The following is a 21,323-nucleotide window of genomic DNA, read 5'->3' as shown; positions in this document are numbered from 1 at the left end:
GCATGGCCATCGAATACCGCGAATGGCTTGAGGGCGATGACCTGACGCTGCTGGAAATCTGGGGCGGCCCGGAGACCGAACAGGCCCGGCAGTTCCGTGGAGCTCTGGCCGTCTCCTCGGGAGGCACGGACGGCACGCCGTGGCGCCGCTGCATCGTGGCCGAGGACGTCATTGACGGCGTTGGCATTCCGGTGGCGGCGGGCGTTGTCTACGAAGCCTCGCTGCACCCGGAACGGCTGTGGAGCTACATCGAGGTAGCGCGCGATCACCGCCGCGCCGGCATCGGTGCCACGCTCCTGACCATGCTGCGCCGCGAAGCCGAGCAGGCGCCGTCGGGCGTTACCAAGTTGCGCGCGAAGGTGCAGCCGGGCACTGCCGGGGCCGCGTTCGCCGAGGCGTTCGGGCTTGCGCCCATCCAGCGTTCCCGTCTCGTGGTGGTGGAACCGGGCGCCCTGAAGCTGCCGGTGTTCCCTGCGAAGAACGACGGCGGCGGGCCGGCCAACGACGAAAACGCCGGTTCCGACGTCGTGATGGACCTCGCTACCGGCTCCGTTGAGCTGACCGACGTCGTGGGGCGGTACTACACATCCATCCACGGCTGGGATTCGCCGGGCGTGCTGTCGGTGGGGCAGGTGCAGAAGCTGTTCCTGGATGACCTCACTGGCGCCCACGGTGCGCTGGTGCTGCGCGTAGAGCCGGGGTCAGCGTTCGGCGCCGCCGTTTCGCCCAGCAAGAAGGGCCGGATCCGCGCCTTTGCGGTGAGCTATGCGGAGGCGGCCCAGGACCCGGCGGCGGACGCGTCTGCCCAGGGCGCCAAGGCCACGGATGTGTTTGTGGGCCACGAACCCGCGCTGGACTCGGACGACGCCGCCGCTGCGGTCCGTGACCTGCTCTCGCTCCTCGCGTACCAGCACCCGGTCATGCTGGAACTGGACGATTCGATGGCCGCGCTGCGCGCCGCCGTCGAGCCCTTGCTGGAATCCGGCAAAGCGCGCCAGGCCGGCGCGGACACGCTGGTCGTCTCGGACTGACCCCCGTACCCAACTGACTCGCAGTTAACGCTCTCACAACGCGAAATGGCGACGTTAACTGCGAGTCAGTTTGGGGGCAGTCGCCGGCGTTTGGGCGGCCACGGGATGAAGCCGCTGGTTGCCTCGACATATTCCCGGTAGCCGGGCCGGCCGGACATCGCCTTTTCCGTCAGGGGCTTCCCGGTCTTCCCCGCCAGCGTCCACACCATCAGCGCCGCTGAGAGGATAGTCAGGATGCCCGGCCAGGAGTCTGCGGTGATGAGGAACAGCCCCGTCCAGATGGCTGCATCACCGAAATAGTTGGGATGCCGGGTGTATCGCCACAAACCGGTATCCAGCACCGTGCCGCGGCGGGACGGGTCCTTCTTGAACCGGGCCAGCTGCCAGTCGCCCACGGTTTCGAACACAAACCCCGTCATCCACAGCAGAATGCCGAGCACGGCCACCCACGCCACAGGCCCGGTGGCGAACATCCCCACCTGCAGCGTCAGGGACACAAAGAACATCACCGCGCCCTGCGGCAGGTATACACGGCGAAGTGCATAGACGTTCCTGGATCCGGGCGCAGGTTCCAGCAGGGCCTTGTACCGAGGGTCTTCGTGTCCGTCGCGTGCCCGCCACCCAATATGGGCACCGAGCCGTAACCCCCACAGGGCCGACAGGAAAAGCAACAGGAACCTGCGGGTGTCGTCGCCAGATCCGGCGGACAGGAACCAGGACACGACGGCCACCGCCACGAAGCCAGGGCCCCAGGCGACGTCCATCACCGCGTGCCGGCCCTGCCGCACGGCCACACCAAACGTCAGCGCCAGGACTGCCAGGACCGCCAGCGCTGTCCAGGGCAGTGACGCGGCGAACTCCGGCCAGGGGAAAGGGCTCATAGGGCCACTTCAGCGGAGGACACGGGCGCCAGTTCAGTCAGCGAGCGCGAGACGGGGTGTGTGAATCCGGTGCTCGCGGCGAAGGCCGTCATGACAAAGCCGGTGGCCAGCGTGTGCCACAGACGGCCGCGGCGCACCATAAAATGACCGGCACCGTGGATCGAAACATACTGCATGGAGGCTGTTGTCCCGGTGGCCCGGCGCGCGAAGGCCAGGGACTGGGACGGGCTGGTCATGTGGTCTCCGGTGCCGTGGACAATCAGGACCTTGCGCCCAGTGAGCGGAGTGGCAGGTGTCTCCGGGCTGAGCCAAGGGGCCAGCGCCACTACGGCATCCACCTGCGGATGGTCCGCGGCACTCACTGCGGTGAGGCCGCCCATGGAGTGCCCCACCAGATACACGGGAACGCCAGGGTGCTGCGCACTGATCTGCTGGAGGGCCCAGCGGGCATCCTGCAGTGCAGACCTGTCCGGCCCGTTCCAGCCCCGCACGCTGTTCCGCAGGGACCACACGGCCAGGCCATGGTCCTTCCCGGCACGGTGCAGATGCCGGGCGAACGTGATCATGCGCAGCGGGCTCAGGTGGCGAGCCTCCACGGGCTCAAAGCTGTGTGCCTTGCCCCCGTGCAGGACCAGTGCCACGCCGCGCGTTGTCCCCGCGGACGGCAGTACGGTGAGTGCCGCTTCCCGCCTCGCAGCAGGTTCGTTGGTGTGAAATTGAGTGCTGCGGTCCGTCACGTGTGGTTCCTCTCGGTTCATGCCATTTATCAACCCTAAGGCGCCGGACGTAGAGTGCAAGGTATGAGGTTCAACTGCTGATGGGCTCCGGTCACTCCCACGTTTCAACAGATCATTCGGAGCCGACAGCCGAGGCGATTGCTGCCCGGCGGAACGCAAACCGCATCCTGGCAGCCGTGCTGGTGCCGCTGACGCTGCTGACCCTGGTTGGCATGGCCATGCTGTGGCCGTCCGGGTCCCAAGCGGGGATCTCCCTCGCCAGCCCTTACTCGGCGGCGCCCGGCGTTACGTTTGATACCGGCAAGATCCAGAGCGTCGTGGAAGAAAGCTGCTTCCAGGGCTCCACAACCGCCAGCCCGCCCGCGGACACCAGCGGCCAGCCTGCCCCCGCCGGCTCCGAGTGCATGTTTGCTTTTACGGAACCGGACCGGGGCGGCAGCCCCGTCAAAGTAGTGATCAATCCTGACGTGGCGCAGTCCCACGGCGTGAAGCCGGGTGACCAGATCAGGTACCTCAACCTTTCGAACGCCCAAGGTGCCGCGGCGTCGCAGGGGACCCCGGCGTACATCTTCGTTGACTTCGTCCGGACCCTGCCCATCGTGATCCTGGCGCTCCTCTATGCCCTGGTGGTAATCGCCGTGGCACGCTGGCGCGGACTCCGGGCACTGCTGGGGCTGGTGGGCGCGTATTTCGTCCTTGCCGGCTTCATGTTGCCGGGGCTGGTGGAGGGCAAGCCTCCGCTGCTGCTGGCCCTGGTGGGGTCAACGGTGATCATGATCGGGGTCCTGTATTTTGCCCACGGATTCTCAGCGCGGACGTCCACGGCGCTGCTGGGCACCATGTTCGGCCTGGGCATCACGGCGCTGCTTGCTGCCTGGGCCACCGACGCCGCCAACCTGGCCGGCGTGGGCAGCCACGACGCCACTACCCTGATCAATACCTCGGCCAACATCTCCATTTCCGGAGTGATCCTCTGCGGCCTCATCATCTCCGGCCTTGGTGTCCTCAACGACGTCACCATCACGCAGTCGTCCGCCGTCTGGGAACTCTACGAGCTGGCCCCCGGCACCAGTGCCCGCAAGCTCTTCACCTCGGCCATGCGGATCGGCCGGGATCACATCGCCTCCACGGTCTACACCATCGCGTTCGCCTACGCCGGTGCAGCCCTGCCCATCCTGATCATTGTGATGCTGTATGACCGGCCGCTGGGGGACACCCTGACCAGTGCCGAGCTGTCAGAAGAAGTCATCCGCACACTTGTGGGCTCCATTGGCCTGGTCCTCGCCATCCCTGTGACCACGCTGATCGCCGTGCTGGTGGTGAAGGCCACCGGCGTCCGGACGGTGGGTCAGCCCGCCGTCGGCATCCCGGACGAAGACCGCCGACCAAACGGCACCCGGGGCGCCGACTCCATTAACGCGGACGACGTCGGCGTTACCGGGGCGCTCCCGGCGGCCGCCTTCGAGAGACGGTCACGGCAGTCCACGGAAGACTCCGACGATCCTGTCCTCGCCCGGAGGGTGCGCCGCGCAGACCGCGGCTGAACGGCAGCTGGCCGCCCGGCGCTGCCGGAGAGTTCCAAAGGGCGTGTCCACATGGCGTGGCTCGCCGATTTGCCCGCCTTTGCGACAATGGACAGGTGACTGTTACCGCAACGCCTCCCGCCCCCAAGCTGGAACTCCCGCCCCTGAAGCTGGGCCCCCTCACGGTGGACACCCCCGTGATCCTGGCTCCTATGGCGGGCATCACCAACTCCGCTTTTCGTCGTTTGTGCCGTGAATACGGCGGCGGCCTGTACGTGGCGGAAATGGTCACCTCGCGCGCCCTCGTGGAACGCACCCCCGAGTCGCTGCGCATCATCTCGCACGACGACGACGAAAAGGTCCGCTCCGTCCAGCTGTACGGCGTGGACCCCGTTACGGTAGGCCACGCAGTGCGCATGCTGGTCGAAGAGGACCGCGCGGACCACATCGACCTGAACTTCGGCTGTCCCGTTCCCAAGGTGACCCGGCGCGGCGGCGGGTCCGCCCTGCCCTGGAAGACCGATCTCTTCACCTCGATCGTCCAGACTGCGGTCAAGGAAGCGTCCAAGGGCAATGTCCCGCTCACCATCAAGATGCGCAAGGGCATTGACGAGGACCACTTGACGTACCTCGACGCCGGCCGGATCGCCCGTGATGCCGGGGTGGCCGCTGTTGCGCTTCACGGCCGCACCGCGGCGCAGTTCTATTCCGGCCAGGCAGACTGGTCTGCGATCGCCCGCCTGCGCGAAGCCCTGCCGGACATCCCTGTCCTCGGCAACGGCGACATCTGGTCCGCGGAGGACGCTGTGCGGATGGTCCGGGAAACCGGTGTGGACGGCGTGGTGGTTGGCCGCGGCTGCCAGGGACGCCCGTGGCTGTTCGGTGACCTCATGGCGGCCTTCGAAGGAAGCGAGGTCCGCCACAAGCCGGACCTGCACAAGGTGGCCGAGAGCGTCTACCGGCACGCTGAGCTGATGGTGGAAACCTTCGGTGACGAGGGCAAGGCCCTGCGGGAGATCCGCAAGCACATGGCCTGGTATTTCAAGGGTTATGTGGTGGGCAGCGAACTACGGACCAGACTGGCCATGGTGTCCAGCCTGGAGGTACTGCGCGAGACCCTGAGCCAGCTGGACCTGGACTCGCCGTACCCCGGCGTGGATGCCGAAGGCCCGCGCGGCAGGGCAGGATCGCCCAAGAAACCGGCGCTGCCCAAGGACTGGCTGGAATCCCGTGCCCTGAACACAGCGCAGTCCCGGGACATCTCTGCCGCGGAACTGGATGTTTCCGGTGGCTGAGACGCGCACCACGGCACAGGCCCTGCCCGGCTACGAGGCCCACGATTCCGCCCGGTGGGTGGAGGAACCGCCCAAAAACAACTACCGCTCCGATTTTGAGCGGGACCGCGCCCGGGTGCTGCACTCTTCGGCGCTGCGCCGCCTCGGCGCGAAAACGCAGGTGGTAGCCCCGGATACGGATGACTTCGTCCGCACCCGGCTGACCCACAGCCTCGAAGTCGCCCAGGTGGGCCGCGAACTGGGCCGCGCCCTGGGCTGTGACCCGGACGTGGTGGACACCGCCTGCCTGAGCCATGACCTGGGGCACCCGCCGTTCGGCCACAACGGCGAGTCCGCCCTGAACGAGGTGGCACATGCCATCGGCGGTTTCGAAGGCAATGCCCAGACCCTCCGGCTCCTCACCCGGCTGGAGCCCAAGGTTCTGGCCGCCGACGGGCGCCCGGCCGGACTTAACCTCACGAGGGCCAGCCTGGACGCGGCGGCGAAATACCCCTGGTCCGCGCTGAACGCGCCGGTGATCCACGGTCAGCGCACCAGCAAGTTCGGCGCCTACGAGGACGATCTGCCCATCTTCGACTGGATCAGGGAGGGCGCGCCGGAACGCCGATCATGCCTGGAGGCACAGGTCATGGACCTTGCCGACGACATTTCGTATTCCGTCCACGACGTCGAGGACGCGATCGTGGCCGGGCACTTCCAGCTGCGCTGGATGGATAACCCGGACCACCGGGCCCGTGTGGTGGGCTATGCCAAGCAGTGGTACCTCCCGCACAACGACCCCGCCGCGATCGACGCTGCCCTGGCCCGGCTGGAAGCCACCGACGTGTGGGTCCGCGAGGCCGACGGCAGCCGCAAATCCATGGCCGCCCTGAAGAACATGACGAGCCAGCTGATCGGCCGGTTCTGCCAGAGCGCACTGGAGACCACCCGTGCCGTCTACGGCCCGGAAAACCTCACCCGGTACAGCGCCGAGCTGATGGTCCCGGACGAGACGGTCATGGAGATCGCGGTGATGAAGGGCCTGGCCACCACGTTTGTGATGACCACCGAACACCGCCAGCCCATCTACGAGCGCCAGCGCGAGGTGCTGCATGCTCTGGTCACTGCCCTGAACGCCACGGGGGACCGTCACCTGGAGCCGATGTTCGCGGCTGACTGGCGGGACGCGCCCGACGACGGCGCACGGCTCAGGGTGGTCATCGACCAGGTGGCGTCGCTGACAGACGGCTCGGCGCTGGCTATGTACGAACGCCTCGTGGGGAGCCTGCCGTCGCTGTGGTGACAGACGCCATAGGGCGGCCTTCACTGGTGTTCCCCGGGACTAGGATGGCTCTGTGGCTGGCCTGATCAAACGCGATGACATAGACGAAGTACGCCAGCGCACGGACATCAAGGAAGTGGTTGATGGCTACGTCACGCTCAAGGGTGCCGGGCTGGGAACGTACAAGGGCCTGTGCCCCTTCCACGACGAACGGTCGCCGTCGTTCACCGTGCGCCCCCAGGTGGGCAGGTACCACTGCTTCGGGTGCGGTGAAGACGGGGACGTTATCGCCTTCGTGCAGAAACAGGACCACACCTCATTTCATGAGGCCGTGGAAAAACTGGCTGCCCGCATCGGCTACGAACTGCGCTACGAAGACGGCGGCACCGGCCCCAACCGTGAGGAAGTGGGCAAGCGCCAGCGCCTGCTGGATGCCCACAAAATCGCCGATGAGTTCTTCCGCGCCCAGCTGTTGACGCCCGGCGCCGCCGAAGGCCGGAACTTCCTGTTCGGCCGCGGCTTTGACCGCGCCGCCTCGGAGCAGTTCGGCGTGGGGTACGCGCCGCAGGGCTGGGACGCGCTCCTGAAGCACCTCCGCGGCCGTGGCTTCACAGACCAGGAGCTCAAGCTGACGGGGATGTTCTCCGAGGGGAACCGGGGCATTTATGACCGGTTCCGCGGCCGGCTCATTTGGCCCATCCGCGACATCGCCGGCGACACCATCGGCTTCGGCGCCCGCAAGCTGTATGAGGACGACCAGGGCCCCAAATACCTCAACACCCCCGAAACCACGCTCTACAAGAAGTCCCAGGTGCTTTACGGGATCGACCTCGCCAAGCGCAGTATCGCCAAAGACCGCCAGCTTGTGGTGGTTGAGGGATACACGGACGTGATGGCCTGCCACCTGGCCGGAATCCCGACGGCGGTGGCCACCTGCGGCACGGCGTTCGGCACCGAGCACATCAAGATCGCCCGCCGCCTGCTGTCGGACGACGGCACCGGGGGAGAGGTTATCTTCACCTTTGACGGTGACGCCGCCGGGCAGAAGGCGGCACTGCGCGCCTTCGAGGAAGACCAGCGCTTTACCGCCCAGACCTACGTGGCCGTGGAGCCCACCGGCGCCGACCCGTGCGACCTGCGCCAAAGCAGGGGCGACGCCGCCGTGCGGGACCTGATCGCCACGCGCCGGCCGCTGTTCGAGTTTGCCATCAAGGCCACGCTCAGGCGCCACAACCTGGACACCGTAGAGGGCCGGGTGGCCGCGCTGCGGGAATCGGCTCCGGTGGTGGCCCAGATCCGCGACGCAGCCATCAGGCCCGAGTATGCCCGGGAACTGGCCGGCTGGCTTGGCATCTCGGTTGAAGATGTCAGCCGGGCTGTTGGTGTCGCCATGAAGCGTGCCGCCGCAGGCGGGCCGGCTGCACCTGGGACGCCCTCAGGAGCCGGTACGGCGGCTCAGCTGGGGTCCGCCCAGGCGGGCGGGCCCGGCGTGGCTGCCGGTCCGACGTCGGGCGCTGTCCCTTCCTATCAGCGGCCCGACCCACGGGACCCCGTGGCCTCCATGGAACGGCAGGCCCTCGAGGTGGCGCTGCAGGAGCCTGCGCTCCTGGGCGGCGGCATCTGGGAGCGCTTCTCCGGGGCCCGGTTCATCACGCCCGCCTTCCTGGCCGTACACGATGCGATGCGCGCCTCCGGCCCCGAGCTGATCGGCGACCCCGCCCGCTGGGTGGGCCAGGTGATGGAGGAAGTCCCGGAACCCCTGCGGCCGTTGGTGTCCGAACTGTCCGTGGTGCCGCTGCCCGCTAGCACCGCCGAGGGAGTCCAGAAGTACGGCAGAGGCATTCTCACTGCGCTGTTTGAACTCCAGATCACGCGCGTGAAGGCGGACAAGATGAGCCAGCTGCAGCGACTCGACCCAGGCTCCGAGCACGACCGGATCCAGCAACTGCAGCGGGAACTGATGATGCTCGAAATGGAACGCCGGGCACTGCGCTCGGACGCCTGAAACGCGCCGATTCCACTCCGATTTCGTTTCCCCGCACGGTGTTTGCTAGGCTGGTACCCGCTTCATTCCTCCTTAGCTCAATTGGCAGAGCATTCGACTGTTAATCGAAGGGTTGCTGGTTCAAGTCCAGCAGGAGGAGCGCACAATCCCCGTTCCGGGTCTCCGGAACGGGGATTTTTTTATACCCGGGGCGGGTATGCGATGCTGTGCTGCCGTCGATTTCCCATTCCCGGGAAAACTTTGCTAATGTCATACCTGCTTCATTCCTCCTTAGCTCAATTGGCAGAGCATTCGACTGTTAATCGAAGGGTTGCTGGTTCAAGTCCAGCAGGAGGAGCAAACAAACAAAGATCCCCGTCCTCATCTCTGAGGGCGGGGATTTTTTGCATCAGACAAAGTCCATTTCCACTTGCAGGAAGCACTCCGCTTCGGTAATGGCTGCGCGGAAGGCGTCCTGCTCGGTTGGGAACTTGCGGGGCTCCCGCGGATGCCACTCATGGGCTGCTGAGTGCACCCGGACGAAGCCGGAGGCCGGCGGTGCGTAGAAGATGCCGAACCGCTGCACCGGCCATTCGGGCGACGTCTCCGGGGCCACCAGGAGGGCGGCGCTGAAGGCTGCGTTGAACCACTGCGCGATAGGCCGCCGTCGGTCGTCCGTGAAGAGTCCGGCGGCATAGAGGGCTGCGGACTGCTCGCCGGTTTGGGCGCACAGCCGGTCCCACCACAAGGGCAAAATGCCTGAGTCGCAACGTTGCCATGTGGCCGGGGGCGGCGGGGAGAACTGCCAGCTGGGCACGGATCTATTTTATCGTGGGAAAGCACCCCAGCGGCAGGGGTTGGCCCCTCCTCGGTGACCCGCGATTTGGCGCCGGGTCACAACGGCTCTCCAGACCCCCACAACTACGGGCGGTTCCAAGGGCCCGGGTTAACCCGGTACAGCAGGGCAGCACCGGCCAGCGCACCCAGGATTATGCCTAGGGCGCCACTGCCGAACACGCGCCCAAGGAAGTAACCGGCCACGCCGCCCAGCACTGCCCCGAGGAACAGTCCCCGGGGGTTGCGGTGCGGCTTGCGTGCTATGCGTTTCATCAGAATTAGTGATCGACGGGTTCAGTGGATCGAGGGCACGGTGCGCGGCCTGACGATCAGCCAGAGGCCAGCTATCGCGATCAGTATGCAGGCGGCCTGCACGGCGCCCATGGGGGTGGAGCTGGTGATGCCCAGCCACCCCACCACCGGTGACACCAGGCCGGCCATCAGGAACGTCGCGGCGCCCAGGAGCGACGCAGCCGTCCCGGCCTGTGCTCCGTGGCTGCTCAAAGCCAGCACCTGGACACAAGGGAACGTAAAGCCAGTGCCCATGATGTAGAACCAGAGCGGAACCATTGCGCCCCAAAGTCCCAGGCCGGCCTGGTCAAAGACCACAATCAGCAGGGCCATGAGGAACATCCAGGCTGTGGAACAGGCAAGGATCCACTGCGGGGGGACGATACGGATGAGCCTGGAGCTGATCTGGACGCCAGCCACAATGCCCAGGGAATTGATGCCGAACAACAGACCGTATTCCTGCGGCGAGAACCCGTAGATGCCCTGGAACAGGAACGGCGACGCGGACAGGTAAGTAAAGAGGCCGGCGAAGTTCATGCCGCCCACCACCAGGAGGCCCACGAAGATCCGGTCGGTGAAAAGAACCTTGTACCGCTGGCTGGCTGTCATGCCGGTCAGCCCGCGCTTTTCCGGTGGCAATGTTTCGCGGACCAGGACGAGCGCGGCGATGATCACCAGCGTGCCGTAACCGGCCAGGAACACGAAGATTCCCGGCCACGGCATCACCAGCAGCAGCTGCGATCCGATCACCGGGGCCAGAATCGGAGCCAGTCCGTTCACCAGGGCCATGCGCGAGAACATCCGGACCATGGCATAGCCGGAGAACAGGTCCCGCACCATTGCCATGGCCACCACACCGCCACCCGCAGCCCCCACGCCCATGAGCACCCGGAAGAAGCCCAACGTAGAGATGTCGGTGGACAGGGCTGCTCCCACGGAGGAGGCGATGTGCAGTGCCGTGGCCAGGATCAGCGGGAGCCGGCGGCCAAACTTGTCGCTGAACGGGCCCACCACCAGCTGGCCGAGGGCAAAGCCCACGGTAGTGCCGGCCAGTGTCAGCTGGACCTGGGCCTCGGTGACCCCCAGGCTCGCTTCCAGTGCCGGGAACGCAGGCAGGTATAGGTCGATGGTGAAAGGGCCCAGCGCGGTGAGTGCACCGAGGAGGAGGATGTACAGCAGTTTCCGGCGTCGGGTCAGCGAATCGCCCGGATTCGAGTGAGTGGTCACGGAGATCAATCCTAGGCCCGGAAGTTCCGTCTTTCCGGGGTTGCGGGCGCGCCGTGGGGCCAACCAGGAAGTTTGCCCCGGACCGGAATGATAGTTTTGGGGGCGGGACCGTGCTGCCGCGGGCTCCCACAGCACACGGATGCCGAATCGACCAGGCAGCAGACTACGCAACAAGTTAGGCGGGAACCGATGAGCGGACGTCACACCGGGCGCACCAGCCAGGGATTGCGGATCACCGCGCTGCCCAGGACGCTGAAACTACTCTTTCGCCTGGCCCCTCGCCAACTCAACGATGAAATCGCCTTCGCCAAGATCGAGCTCAAGCGCAAGGGCATCCAGGTAGGCGTCGCCGCCGCGTTCTTCGCCGTCGCGCTTCTTTTTGTGGCGTTTCTTGTGGTGGGCCTCATCGTGGCCGCCATAATGGGCCTGGCCACCATCATGCCGGCGTGGCTGGCCGCGCTGCTCGTCTGCGCTCTGTTCCTGGTCATCGCCCTCATCGGTGCCCTGATCGGCCTCCGCAAATTCAAGCAGGCCATGCCCCTGGTCCCGGCCGAAACCATCCGCGGGATCAAACACGATCTCGGCATCGCCAAGGAAGGCTCGGGCTTCAACGCCGAACTGCTTGATCCTGCCAGCCCGGAGGCCAAGGCCGCGAAGGCTGCCAAGGACGAAGCAGCCGCGAAGGCCAAGGCCGAGAAGGACGCCAAGGCCGAGGCGCATAAGAAGGAGTTCCCGCACGCGTCCGAGCCCGAGCTTCACCGCCGCCTCGAACAACGCCGGCGGCACCTGGCACAGGTCCGCGACGAGCTGGATACCGAGCTCGACATCAAGCCGCAGGCCATGTTCGTGCTCGGCGCTGCCAAGGAGAGACTCGGGGAGGGCAAGGCTGCCGTTGAACACGGCGCGGCCGCGGCCAGCCAGAAGTTCGCTGCCTTCTCCGGCTCCCGGGACGGCGCCGGCGTGCGCTGGAAGCCGCTTGCCGCCCTTGCGGCCTCCGCGACGATCCTTGTGGTGCTCCTGCGCAGGCTGCTCCGGAACCCCTGACAACACACATCACACTGGGAACTATGGAAGGGGGGCGGATTGAGGTTCATTGGCGCTGGCGCGCGACCCGGCCGCCCGCAAATTGACCACGACCGCGTTTTCACACTCCCCAACGCCCTGACGGTGCTGCGCTTTATGGGCGTGCCGCTTTTTGTCTGGCTGGTCCTGGCCCAAAAGGAGTATGGGACCGCCGCTGTGGTTCTGGTGGTTATGGCGGGAACCGACTGGATTGACGGGTACGTGGCCCGCCGTTTCGACCAGGCGTCCAAGCTCGGCCGGGTCATGGACCCGCTGGCGGACCGGCTTGCCCTGATCGCGGTGGCGGTCACCCTGGTGATTGCCGGCGTCGTCCATTGGCTGTATCTGGCCGCACTCCTGGTGCCGGACGCCGTGCTCCTGCTGCTGACACTCTCCTACTTCGGGGGCCATCCGGACCTGCCGGTGAGCCGTGTGGGCAAGGTCCGCACCGGATTACTGCTCCTGGGCACACCGCTGCTGGTCCTGTCGCGTTTGGACACCCCGGTTGCCGGGCCGCTGTACGTTGCCGCCTGGATCGTGCTGGGACTCGGGCTTGCCGGCCACTGGATTGCCGCCTACAACTACTTCTGGGCCATTCTGCGCAAGGGCCGTCAGCAGTCCCATCACGACGGCGGCACCGGCTGATGGTGTGGGTGGCCGTTCTGCTGGCGGTGTTTGGAGCGTTCTGCCTGGCCTTCGGAGCGCAGAAGCAGGGGAGTGCAGTCAAAGCTGACACCGGCGGGCTGGCGCTGAGTTCACATGGATTCCTCCGTCTGCTCCGCAATCCGCGGTGGGTTCTGGGACTACTCCTGCTGTGCGTCGGGATGGGAATGAACGCGGTGGCATTGGTCTCCGCGCCGCTGACGGTGGTACAGCCGATCGGCGCCATTGCGCTGGTCATTACCACGGTGGTGAACGCCCGGGACCAGGACATCACCATCAACCGGGCCACCATGGTGTCCATCGCGGCCTGCGTGACCGGCTCCGCACTCTTTGTCCTCCTTGCCGTCAACGTGACGCAGGAGAACCACCACGTGAACCAGGAGGACGAGCTCACCATCGTGTTGCTGCTGGCACTGGCAGTCGGCGTATTCGGCACCCTGGCGGTCATGTTCCGGCACCGGATGGGCGCGTTTGTCTACATCCTCGGCGCCGGCATGCTGTTCGGCTTCGTCGCGGTCCTGACACGTATCATCGGCAAACACCTGCTGGATCCGAACGGGCTGGCACTGCTCAATGTCCAGTGGTATTCGGTGGTGGCCATCGCAGCGGCCGGTGGCCTGGGTTCGTGGTTTGTGCAGAGCGCCTACTCGGGCGGCCCGCCGGACCTTGTCATCGCCGGGCTGACTGTCATCGACCCGATCGTGGGTATCGCCATCGGCATCGTGATCCTGGGTGAGCTGCGCCCGGACGTCCACGCCGTGATGGCGATTGCCATGGCTACGGCTGCTTCGCTTGCTATCGTGGGGGTGATCGCCCTTTCCAGGCACCATCCCGAGGTCACTAAGCGCAGGAAAGATGCGCGGAAGGCGGCGGGCAGGGCGTCCCACTAGCCTGTATTCCCAACCAGCCCACTTCATGACCAGCCGATTTTCACTAAGAGGCCCCGTGCTACCTTGCCGGCGGCCCACCGGTGCAGCCAGCGACAGCTGCCCGCGCCGTGACCTTCAGGAGCTCTCCACGTGACAACGCCCTCTGACCAGCGACCCCTGACCGTACTGATTGCCGCGGATACCTATCCGCCCCACATCAACGGGGCCGCCCAGTTCAGCTACCGGCTCGCGAAGGGTATGACGGGCCGAGGCCACGATGTGCATGTGCTGGCCTGCCGGGCGGACAACGGTGCGAGCTTCACCGAGTTCCGCTCCGAGGCGACCGTGCACCGGCTCCGCTCGCACGGGGTCTTCACTCACGAATACTTCCGCATCTGTTTCCCCTGGGAAATCAAGAAGGAGATCGGCCTCCTTTTCGACCGGATCAAGCCCGATGTAGTGCACATCCAGAGCCATTACATGATCGGCGAGCACGTGCTCTACGAAGCGGGGAAGCGGGGCATCAGAATTGTGGCCACCAACCACTTCATGCCGGAGAACCTGAACCCGTTCCTGCCGTTCCCGCAGTGGTTCAAGGACATCATCGGCAAGATCTCCTGGAAGGACATGGGCAAGGTCATGGGCCAGGCTGACGTGGTCACCACGCCCACACCCCTGGCCGCCAAGGCCATGCACCAGCACGCTTTTCTGCATAAGGTACTGCCACTCTCCAACGGCATCGACTCCGCAGCCTACGAGCTGAAGCCAGGCGAAGTTATCGAACCGCACGCCCATCCGACAGTGGTTTTTGTGGGGCGCCTGGCCGAGGAAAAGCACGTGGACGTGCTGATCAATGCCGTGTCCAAGACGCCCGAAGAGCTCAACGTCCACCTGGAGATTGTGGGCGGCGGCGAAGTCCGCGCGGCTCTTGAAGCGCAGGCGGAACGGCTCGGAATGGGGGAGCGGGTGAAATTCCTGGGACTGGCCAGCGACGAAGACCTCCGTGAGGCCTACATCAGGGCAGACCTGTTCTGCATGCCGGGGACCGCTGAGCTTCAGTCCCTGGTGACCCTCGAAGCCATGTCCGCCTCCACTCCCGTCCTGCTCGCGGATGCCATGGCACTGCCGCACCTGGTCCGCGACGGCGAGAACGGCTACCTGTTCACACCCAACGACAGCGACGACCTCGCAGCCAAGATCACGAGGATCCTCCAGCTGCCGGCCGACGAACGGGCGGCAATGGGCCAGGCCAGCCGGCGGATGGTTGAACCGCACAGCATCGAGGGTACTTTGCAGACCTTCGAGGACCTCTACCGGGGTGCAACCTACGACGATAAAGCGCTCTGACTGCGATCTGGCAGCCGCTCGCTCCATCCTGGCCGGGGCCCGGCTTTCTGGCTGCGTGGTCCGGATGCCCGCCACTGTTTGCTAGAGTGTTTTTGCCCTGCTGAAGCTGAAGTCGTCCACAGACCACGCTGGCAGGGGCGGGGGGCTATAGCTCAGCTGGTTAGAGCGCGGGACTCATAATCCTAAGGTCCTCGGTTCAAGTCCGAGTAGCCCTACTGTGTGTATGCCCTCCGGTCTGCGTTCACGCAAACCGGAGGGCATACGTGTCTCAGACGGATTCCTGGTCAAGAATGGCTGTGGCGAGCTTTTGGCGGATCACGTGTTCTTCGCCGCTCCCGGTGGTTGGCAGCCGCAGGAGCGGAATGCCGTGCGCGAGGCAGATCGCATCCTTGAAGCCGTCCCGGACTCGTTGCAAAGGATCAGCCTCGTGGAAGGCAAAACCATCAACTTCCACAGCGAGGACAGGCACATTGGTGATGCGGTTGTATATGACGAAGTCCACCGTGGCGCGGTTGCGCACGTAGGCCATCTGCTGGGCCGTGAGCCTGGACAGGTCGGGGAGCAGATTGCGCAAAACGACCTGCTGAGCAACGGCCAAATCCGTGTAGGTTGCCTCGGCAAGAATTTCGAGGAGCAGCGTCCACACGATGTTTTCGGAAGCGAACTTGGACGTGTTTTGAAGGCGGACAGCCAAGGGCCGGAGCACCGCCGAGTACTCCTTGTAGAGGAGATCGAATACAGATACGACTGCGCTATCGAACACGCCGTGCTCGGGATCCTGGTATTGGATGAACTGGACCAGATCGCGGAGATGACGGCTGGCCGGCAGCATGTCGTAATTCGTCACCAAAATGAACCGTTTGACCGCCCGGGATACCGCCACGTTGACCAGTTGCGGGTTATCCACAAATTCAACCCCGAAACGTCCGTTTTTGGTCTCGTCCAGGACCGTGCTCATGATGATGACTTCCTTCTCGCGGCCCTGGAACTTGTGGACGGTGTCAGCCTGGATGGTGTTGACGAGGGCTTCCGCCACTTTGTCCACTTGCAGACGGTACGGCGTGACCACACCTATGTCTTCAGGCCGTGTGTCTGAGCAGAGCTCTTGCAGGACTTCCTCTGCAATAACGTCCGCTTCCCGCTGGTTGGTGCGACCGCCCACGTGCTGCCGCATGTGGTTTCCCTTAGCTGTGCGTACCACTATGAGCGCCTTGTTGTCCGGGTCACTGACCGTGTACGGAACGAGTTGCCCACCGTAAAACTTCTTGTTGCAGAAATCGATGATGGCAGGGTCGCAGCGGTAGTGCTCCCGGAGCATTGTCCGGGGGAGGCCGGTGCCGAAGCGCTCGATGATTGAGGACAGGATATTGTGCCGCCCATAGTCGTAACTTGGCGCAGGTGCTGGCCGGGCGCGCTCGGATGCACCCTTATCCGCTATGTGCTGTAGCTGCTGCAGGTCGCCCACCACGATGACGTTCCGTGCGCAGGAAAGCGCCACGCCCGCGACTAGAAGGTCCACCTGGGACGCTTCATCGATGATCAGGTAGTCCAGCAGGAAGCCAGCCGGGATGCTTCGCCGTAGCGAGTGGCAGGTACTCAAGATCACTGGATAATCGTTGGCAAAGTTCTTGAAGTCCCGGCGATAAGTGTCGTCCGAATAGCCTTGAGACCGGCCACCGGAATAGCGCTGGTACAGACTGGCGTCCAGCGCTTGTCGTGACAAGTGCCTCAGTTCGTCTTCGAGACCGGGGCAGTCATTCTGATCGAGCTGCGCTTTCGCTCGCTCGATTTGCTGTTCCAACTCCGCAATTTTACTGTCGTAGAAAGCAGCCTGGAGACGCAGGACTACGTCTGTGTTGTCTGGATCGATGTGCTTCGTGGATCCATATCGAAGACGGCTCTTGAACCGTCGAAAAACTCTTTTGAGGGGACTTTCATTCGCTGGAACGGCCGCTGTCTGGGCGAGGAATTCGAGGATACGGTTAGACGGCCGCTTCAGGAGTGTCAATGCCGGAAGCGAGGGCAGTTCGTGACTGTCGACATGGTGGCTGAAGTGACGCCGTTCAAGTTTGTAGGCATCCAGCTCCTGCCGCCGCATAGCCAGCTCCCGGGCCATCACCTGCAAGTGCTGGAGTTGCTTGTCGAGCTCCGAAATCCGACCGGCTGCTGGCAAGGACACAGCTGAGCGCCCGGCTTGGCGTTGCACCTCGACGTTTTCGGTGTGTTGTCCCGCGAAGAACTTACGTCTCACGTCGCTACGCCCCAAGTCTGCAACGACGTGGCCGAGCCCTTCCCGCGCGAGCTTGTCGCGGACGTTTTCCACCGCGGCATTATTGGAAGACACAATGCCCACAGTTGTCCCCGGGGAACGGATGATGTTGGCAACCAGGTTCAGTATTGTTTGCGTCTTTCCTGTTCCCGGCGGCCCGTCGATGACCGAGATACGATGGGTGAGGCCTTTCATCAGAGCCTCGCGCTGGCTGAGGTTTGACGAAAACGGGAAAACAAGTTCCCCGATTTCCGCCGAGGCATCCAGGGCTTCGCCGCGAAGGTAGAGATCGAGGATGCTCCCCTGGGGGACGGCCCGAAAGTTCTTGTATAGGGGGCGCAATGGATCGTCCTGCCCGAGATGGGAAACGACGTGGTGCCAGTAGTTGAGGACGTCGTAAGCTTCGGTGGCGTCCTCCGCAGCGTGGACAATGCTGATCTCGTCGTGCCTGCATGTCCTATAGTCTTCGCGTCCACTGGTTAAGGAGAAAACGCGCCACCAGCTCTGGCCGGGACCGTCAAAACGCCACACCTCCGTCACTCCCTGCACGGGATCTCCACGGATGCTGACACAGTCCCTATCCTCAATGGGTTCGCGTGTCGGGTGGCGCAGAATCATGACGTTCTGGGCCGAATACCTGTATTTCCGCGGTCTGCTGGCTGGCTGGAATGTAACGAAGGTGAAGTCGGCGGCGGCAACGTAATCCAAAACTTGCGAGGTTTTGTCGTGAAATCCGGGCTGGTCCCTGCTCCGGATGAGAACGGCCTCGCGGCGCGGGTCAGTCAATACAATTCCCCCAAGTAAAAAGATGCAACATCCTTGCACCCGACGTTATCGAAGTTCGCTGCACCGTTCGACCGTCTGGGCGTTTGCAGGTCCAGCTTCCTTCCATCGCCACCGTTGCGGAGGGTAAGGCCGATGCGGTAAGTTACTCACCAGTAACTTAATGAACTTCCGGGGATATTCGCGCCTTGGAGCCGTCCATCAGCACTGATCCCTAGCGAGGAAAACCATGTCTAAGAAATCCATTGACATCAACAACCTTCCGTACGCCGACGGCGACTTCTTCGCCTTCGAGCAACTTCTCACCGCCAAGGAGCAGGACCGGCTCGCCGAGATTCGGGGTTTCCTTGCCCGCGAAGTCCGGCCGATTGCCGTGGACTGCTGGAACCGCGGCGAGTTCCCCATGGAACTCATTCCCAAGCTGGCCGAAATTGACCTGGTGAGCCCGGTGCGGCGCCAGGGCTACTCCAACCTGTTTGCCGGCCTGGTCCACGCCGAGGCCACCCGCGCCGATACCTCCATCGCTACCTTCATGGGCGTGCACGACGGACTGTTCACCGGCTCCATCGAAGCCCTTGCCTCCCAGGAACAGCAGGACGCCTGGCTGCCGGATATTTATTCGCTGAAGAAGATCGGCGCATTCGGGCTCACCGAACCCCTGGGCGGTTCCGATGTTGCCGGCGGCACACGCACCACAGCACAGCGCGACGGCGACACCTGGATCCTCAATGGCGACAAGCGCTGGATCGGCAACGCTACTTTCTCGGACTGGGTGGTCATCTACGCCCGAGACCTTGCCGACAACCAGGTCAAGGGTTTCCTCGTAGATACGGCGCTGCCCGGGTTCAGTGCCACCAAGATCGAAAACAAGATCTCCCTCCGGACCGTCCAGAACGCAGACATCGTCCTGGAGAACGTGGTGGTTCCGGACTTCTTCAAGCTGGCAGGCGCCAACAGCTTCCGCGACACCAACAAGGTCCTGAAGGTCACGCGGCTGTCCGTGGGCTGGCAGGCAGTTGGCCAGCAGCTGGCAGCGTTTGACGTGGCCCGCCGCTACGCCGTGGAACGCCACCAGTTCGGCCGTCCGCTGGCGTCGTTCCAGCTCGTCCAAAGCCAGCTGGTGCAGATCCTCGGGAATGCCGTCAGCTCGATGGGCATGATGGTCCGGCTCTCCCAGCTGGAGGATGCCGGCCAGGCCAAGGACGAACAGTCCGCCCTGGCCAAGGCATTCACCACCGCCCGGATGCGCGAGAGTGTTGCGATCGGCCGCAGCCTCCTGGGCGGCAACGGCATCGTGACGGACTTTGAGATGGCCAAGATCTTTGCAGATGCTGAAGCCATCTACTCGTATGAGGGAACCCACGAGATCAACACCCTCGTGACAGGCCGAGCCATCACCGGGATCTCTGCCATCGTCTAGTGCCGTCGGCCGTCAGCCCGTGTCCGGCCCCAGGGGCAACAGGATGGACGGGCGGAGGTCCGTGACGAATTCCAGCGGGTTGACGTAGGCGTCCCCGCGCCGGACGCCCCAGTGGACGCAGGCAATGGCACCGCAGTGCCCGGGTTGCAGCGTTCCGATGGTTTCGCCCTTCGCCACCACGGTTCCCGCCGTGAGCGGGCTGCCGACCGGCTCAAAACTGCTGCGGAGACCGCCCCCGTGATCGATGGTGATCACGGGGCGGTCCACTACCACTCCCACAAAACTGACGGTGCCGGACTCCGGCGAGGTGACCGGGACGCCGTCGTGCGTTGCTTCCAAGTCCACGCCACGATGCCCGCTCATCCACGGCTTGTCCGGAGGGTCAAAGGCGCGCAGCACCGTGGGCCTGGGGGAGAGCGGCCACTCCCAGGAATCGCGCGGCGCTGTACCTGCTGGGGCCGCCGTGGCCGGAAGCAGTAGCACGGCGGCCAGGACGAGTGATGCTTTCATGAACCCAGCTTTACGTGCCGGATCCCTGATGGGGAGTGCCCACTTTGGCCATGTGGAAAACGCCCGCCGAGGGCCCTCGGGTAGTCCAGCGGTTATTGGCTCCTGTAGTACACTTGGTGGAGCAGTTTGCTGTGCCCTCAACGCTTGCGTCGGCACGCCTCATTCAGGAATGCGGGGGAGCAGCAACTGACTACGCGTATCCAGCCCTCCAAATCTGAAGCTCCGGCTTTGTATGAGGAGGATTGTGTCTCTTGCGGTCAGGGCCTCGCGGTCCTGGTAAGGGTCGCAATGGATGCCAGGAGCACGGCCCGTCTTGGGCCACGCTAAATAACCGTCAACTATTGGCAGGGTAAGAGAGCCTGAAAAGGTTCTCTCATGAATGACCTGCCGGAAGGAGCGCCGGCATGCCCGTCGTAACTATGCGCCAGCTGCTTGACAGCGGCGTCCACTTTGGACACCAGACCCGCCGTTGGAACCCGAAGATGAAGCGATTCATCTTCACGGAGCGCAACGGCATCTACATCATTGACCTTCAGCAGTCGCTGTCCTACATCGACCGCGCCTACGAGTTCGTAAAGGCCACCGTTGCACACGGCGGCACCGTACTCTTCGTAGGCACCAAGAAGCAGGCCCAGGAATCCATCGCTGAGCAGGCTACCCGCGTTGGACAGCCCTACGTGAACCAGCGCTGGCTCGGCGGTATGCTGACCAACTTCCAGACCGTTTCCAAGCGCATCCAGCGCATGAAGGAACTGGAAGAGATCGACTTCGACGACGTCGCCGGTTCCGCGTACACGAAGAAGGAACTGCTGCTCCTTCGCCGTGAACTCACCAAGCTGGAAACCAACCTCGGCGGTATCCGCAACCTGACCAAGGCGCCGTCCGTGCTCTGGATCGTGGACACCAAGAAGGAACACCTGGCCGTTGACGAAGCCAAGAAGCTGAACATCCCGGTTGTGGCCATCCTGGACACCAACTGCGATCCTGACGAAGTTGACTTCCCGATCCCGGGCAACGACGACGCCATCCGCTCCGTCAACCTGCTGACCCGCGTTGTCGCCGACGCCGTTGCGGAGGGCCTCATCGCCCGCCACAACCGCGCTACGGGCACCACGGAAGCTCCGGAAGAACCGCTGGCTGAGTGGGAGCGCGAACTCCTCGAAGGCAGCAAGACTGAAGAAGCTCCGGCTGTTGAGGCTGCTCCGGCTGCTGAAGAAGTTGCCGCTCCGGCAGCCGAAGAAGCAGCCCCGGTTGCCGAGGAAGCTCCGGCAGCCGCCGAGGCTCCCGCCGCCGACGCTGACAAGTAAATCCGGATTCTCCGGCGCTGCCCGCA

The 21,323-nt window shown here is 64.4% G+C and carries 18 protein-coding genes and 3 tRNA genes; 14 read left to right on the top strand and 7 right to left on the bottom strand.

What is annotated here, in order from left to right; genetic code table 11:
* The first annotated feature begins 2 nt into the window (after positions 1–2).
* On the top strand, positions 3–1,031 hold the full coding sequence (locus QK290_RS02555) for a GNAT family N-acetyltransferase (RefSeq protein WP_282329167.1): 1,029 nt from the start codon (positions 3–5) through the stop codon (positions 1,029–1,031).
* A gap of 65 nt (positions 1,032–1,096) precedes the next feature.
* Here QK290_RS02555 and QK290_RS02550 read toward each other — a convergent pair whose 3' ends face one another.
* Complete coding sequence (locus tag QK290_RS02550; protein ID WP_282329166.1) at positions 1,097–1,912, bottom strand: DUF1295 domain-containing protein; 816 nt, start codon at positions 1,910–1,912, stop codon at positions 1,097–1,099.
* Positions 1,909–2,649, bottom strand: a complete 741-nt coding sequence (locus QK290_RS02545; protein WP_282329165.1) for an alpha/beta fold hydrolase — start codon at positions 2,647–2,649, stop codon at positions 1,909–1,911. The genes QK290_RS02550 and QK290_RS02545 overlap by 4 nt, the downstream gene beginning before the upstream one ends.
* An 80-nt stretch (positions 2,650–2,729) precedes the next feature.
* Between QK290_RS02545 and QK290_RS02540 the strand changes: the two genes are divergently transcribed.
* The 6 genes from QK290_RS02540 to QK290_RS02515 all read left to right on the top strand — a co-directional run bounded on the left by QK290_RS02540 (position 2,730) and on the right by QK290_RS02515 (position 9,070).
* A complete protein-coding gene (locus QK290_RS02540) occupies positions 2,730–4,193 on the top strand; it encodes a YibE/F family protein (protein WP_282329164.1) in 1,464 nt (487 codons plus the stop codon).
* 95 nt (positions 4,194–4,288) lie between these two features.
* Positions 4,289–5,467 carry a tRNA dihydrouridine synthase DusB gene (gene dusB / locus QK290_RS02535; RefSeq protein WP_282329163.1) on the top strand — a complete coding sequence of 393 codons (1,179 nt, stop codon included), beginning with the start codon at positions 4,289–4,291 and terminating at the stop codon, positions 5,465–5,467.
* A complete protein-coding gene (locus QK290_RS02530; RefSeq protein WP_282329162.1) occupies positions 5,460–6,749 on the top strand; it encodes a deoxyguanosinetriphosphate triphosphohydrolase in 1,290 nt (429 codons plus the stop codon). The genes dusB and QK290_RS02530 overlap by 8 nt, the downstream gene beginning before the upstream one ends.
* 52 nt (positions 6,750–6,801) lie before the next feature.
* Positions 6,802–8,733 carry a DNA primase gene (gene dnaG, locus QK290_RS02525; RefSeq protein WP_282329161.1) on the top strand — a complete coding sequence of 644 codons (1,932 nt, stop codon included), beginning with the start codon at positions 6,802–6,804 and terminating at the stop codon, positions 8,731–8,733.
* Positions 8,734–8,799: 66 nt separating this feature from the next.
* Positions 8,800–8,872 (top strand) — tRNA-Asn (locus QK290_RS02520).
* A 125-nt stretch (positions 8,873–8,997) separates the two neighbouring features.
* Positions 8,998–9,070, top strand: a tRNA-Asn gene (locus QK290_RS02515).
* A gap of 51 nt (positions 9,071–9,121) precedes the next feature.
* Here QK290_RS02515 and QK290_RS02510 read toward each other — a convergent pair.
* The 3 genes from QK290_RS02510 to QK290_RS02500 form a co-directional block, all read right to left on the bottom strand.
* Positions 9,122–9,529 carry a hypothetical protein gene (locus tag QK290_RS02510; protein ID WP_193340161.1) on the bottom strand — a complete coding sequence of 136 codons (408 nt, stop codon included), beginning with the start codon at positions 9,527–9,529 and terminating at the stop codon, positions 9,122–9,124.
* Between the two features lie 104 nt (positions 9,530–9,633).
* Positions 9,634–9,813, bottom strand: a complete 180-nt coding sequence (locus tag QK290_RS02505; protein WP_282329351.1) for a hypothetical protein — start codon at positions 9,811–9,813, stop codon at positions 9,634–9,636.
* Between the two features lie 30 nt (positions 9,814–9,843).
* Positions 9,844–11,073 carry a multidrug effflux MFS transporter gene (locus tag QK290_RS02500; protein ID WP_282329350.1) on the bottom strand — a complete coding sequence of 410 codons (1,230 nt, stop codon included), beginning with the start codon at positions 11,071–11,073 and terminating at the stop codon, positions 9,844–9,846.
* 183 nt (positions 11,074–11,256) lie between these two features.
* Here QK290_RS02500 and QK290_RS02495 point away from each other — a divergent pair, with 183 nt between their 5' ends.
* The 5 genes from QK290_RS02495 (at position 11,257) to QK290_RS02475 (ending at position 15,223) form a co-directional block, all read left to right on the top strand.
* On the top strand, positions 11,257–12,111 hold the full coding sequence (locus QK290_RS02495; RefSeq protein WP_282329160.1) for a phage holin family protein: 855 nt from the start codon (positions 11,257–11,259) through the stop codon (positions 12,109–12,111).
* 39 nt (positions 12,112–12,150) lie between these two features.
* A complete protein-coding gene (locus QK290_RS02490; protein ID WP_282329159.1) occupies positions 12,151–12,774 on the top strand; it encodes a CDP-alcohol phosphatidyltransferase family protein in 624 nt (207 codons plus the stop codon).
* On the top strand, positions 12,774–13,682 hold the full coding sequence (locus QK290_RS02485; protein ID WP_282329158.1) for a DMT family transporter: 909 nt from the start codon (positions 12,774–12,776) through the stop codon (positions 13,680–13,682). The genes QK290_RS02490 and QK290_RS02485 overlap by 1 nt, the downstream gene beginning before the upstream one ends.
* 129 nt (positions 13,683–13,811) lie before the next feature.
* Complete coding sequence (locus tag QK290_RS02480; RefSeq protein WP_282329157.1) at positions 13,812–15,008, top strand: glycosyltransferase; 1,197 nt, start codon at positions 13,812–13,814, stop codon at positions 15,006–15,008.
* Between the two features lie 141 nt (positions 15,009–15,149).
* A tRNA-Ile gene (locus tag QK290_RS02475) sits at positions 15,150–15,223 on the top strand.
* Positions 15,224–15,276: 53 nt separating this feature from the next.
* Here the strand turns inward: QK290_RS02475 and QK290_RS02470 are convergent.
* Positions 15,277–17,895: an AAA domain-containing protein gene (locus QK290_RS02470; protein WP_282329349.1), complete on the bottom strand. Its 2,619-nt coding sequence runs from the start codon at positions 17,893–17,895 to the stop codon at positions 15,277–15,279.
* A gap of 394 nt (positions 17,896–18,289) precedes the next feature.
* Here QK290_RS02470 and QK290_RS02465 point away from each other — a divergent pair, with 394 nt between their 5' ends.
* Positions 18,290–19,480: an acyl-CoA dehydrogenase family protein gene (locus tag QK290_RS02465; RefSeq protein WP_185263063.1), complete on the top strand. Its 1,191-nt coding sequence runs from the start codon at positions 18,290–18,292 to the stop codon at positions 19,478–19,480.
* 12 nt (positions 19,481–19,492) lie between these two features.
* On the opposite strand, the gene QK290_RS02460 is transcribed toward QK290_RS02465, so the two are convergent.
* Positions 19,493–19,990, bottom strand: coding sequence for a M23 family metallopeptidase (locus QK290_RS02460; protein WP_282329156.1), 498 nt, complete (start codon positions 19,988–19,990; stop codon positions 19,493–19,495).
* 404 nt (positions 19,991–20,394) lie between these two features.
* Between QK290_RS02460 and rpsB the strand changes: the two genes are divergently transcribed.
* Entirely contained in the window at positions 20,395–21,297 is a 903-nt protein-coding gene (gene rpsB / locus QK290_RS02455; RefSeq protein WP_282329155.1) for a 30S ribosomal protein S2, read from the top strand.
* Positions 21,298–21,323: the final 26 nt, after the last annotated feature.

The organism is Pseudarthrobacter sp. AL07 (genome assembly GCF_029960665.1).
GTDB lineage: Bacteria > Actinomycetota > Actinomycetes > Actinomycetales > Micrococcaceae > Arthrobacter.
Note: the sequence above shows the minus strand (reverse complement) of the source record. Positions and strands in the feature narration are given on the sequence as shown.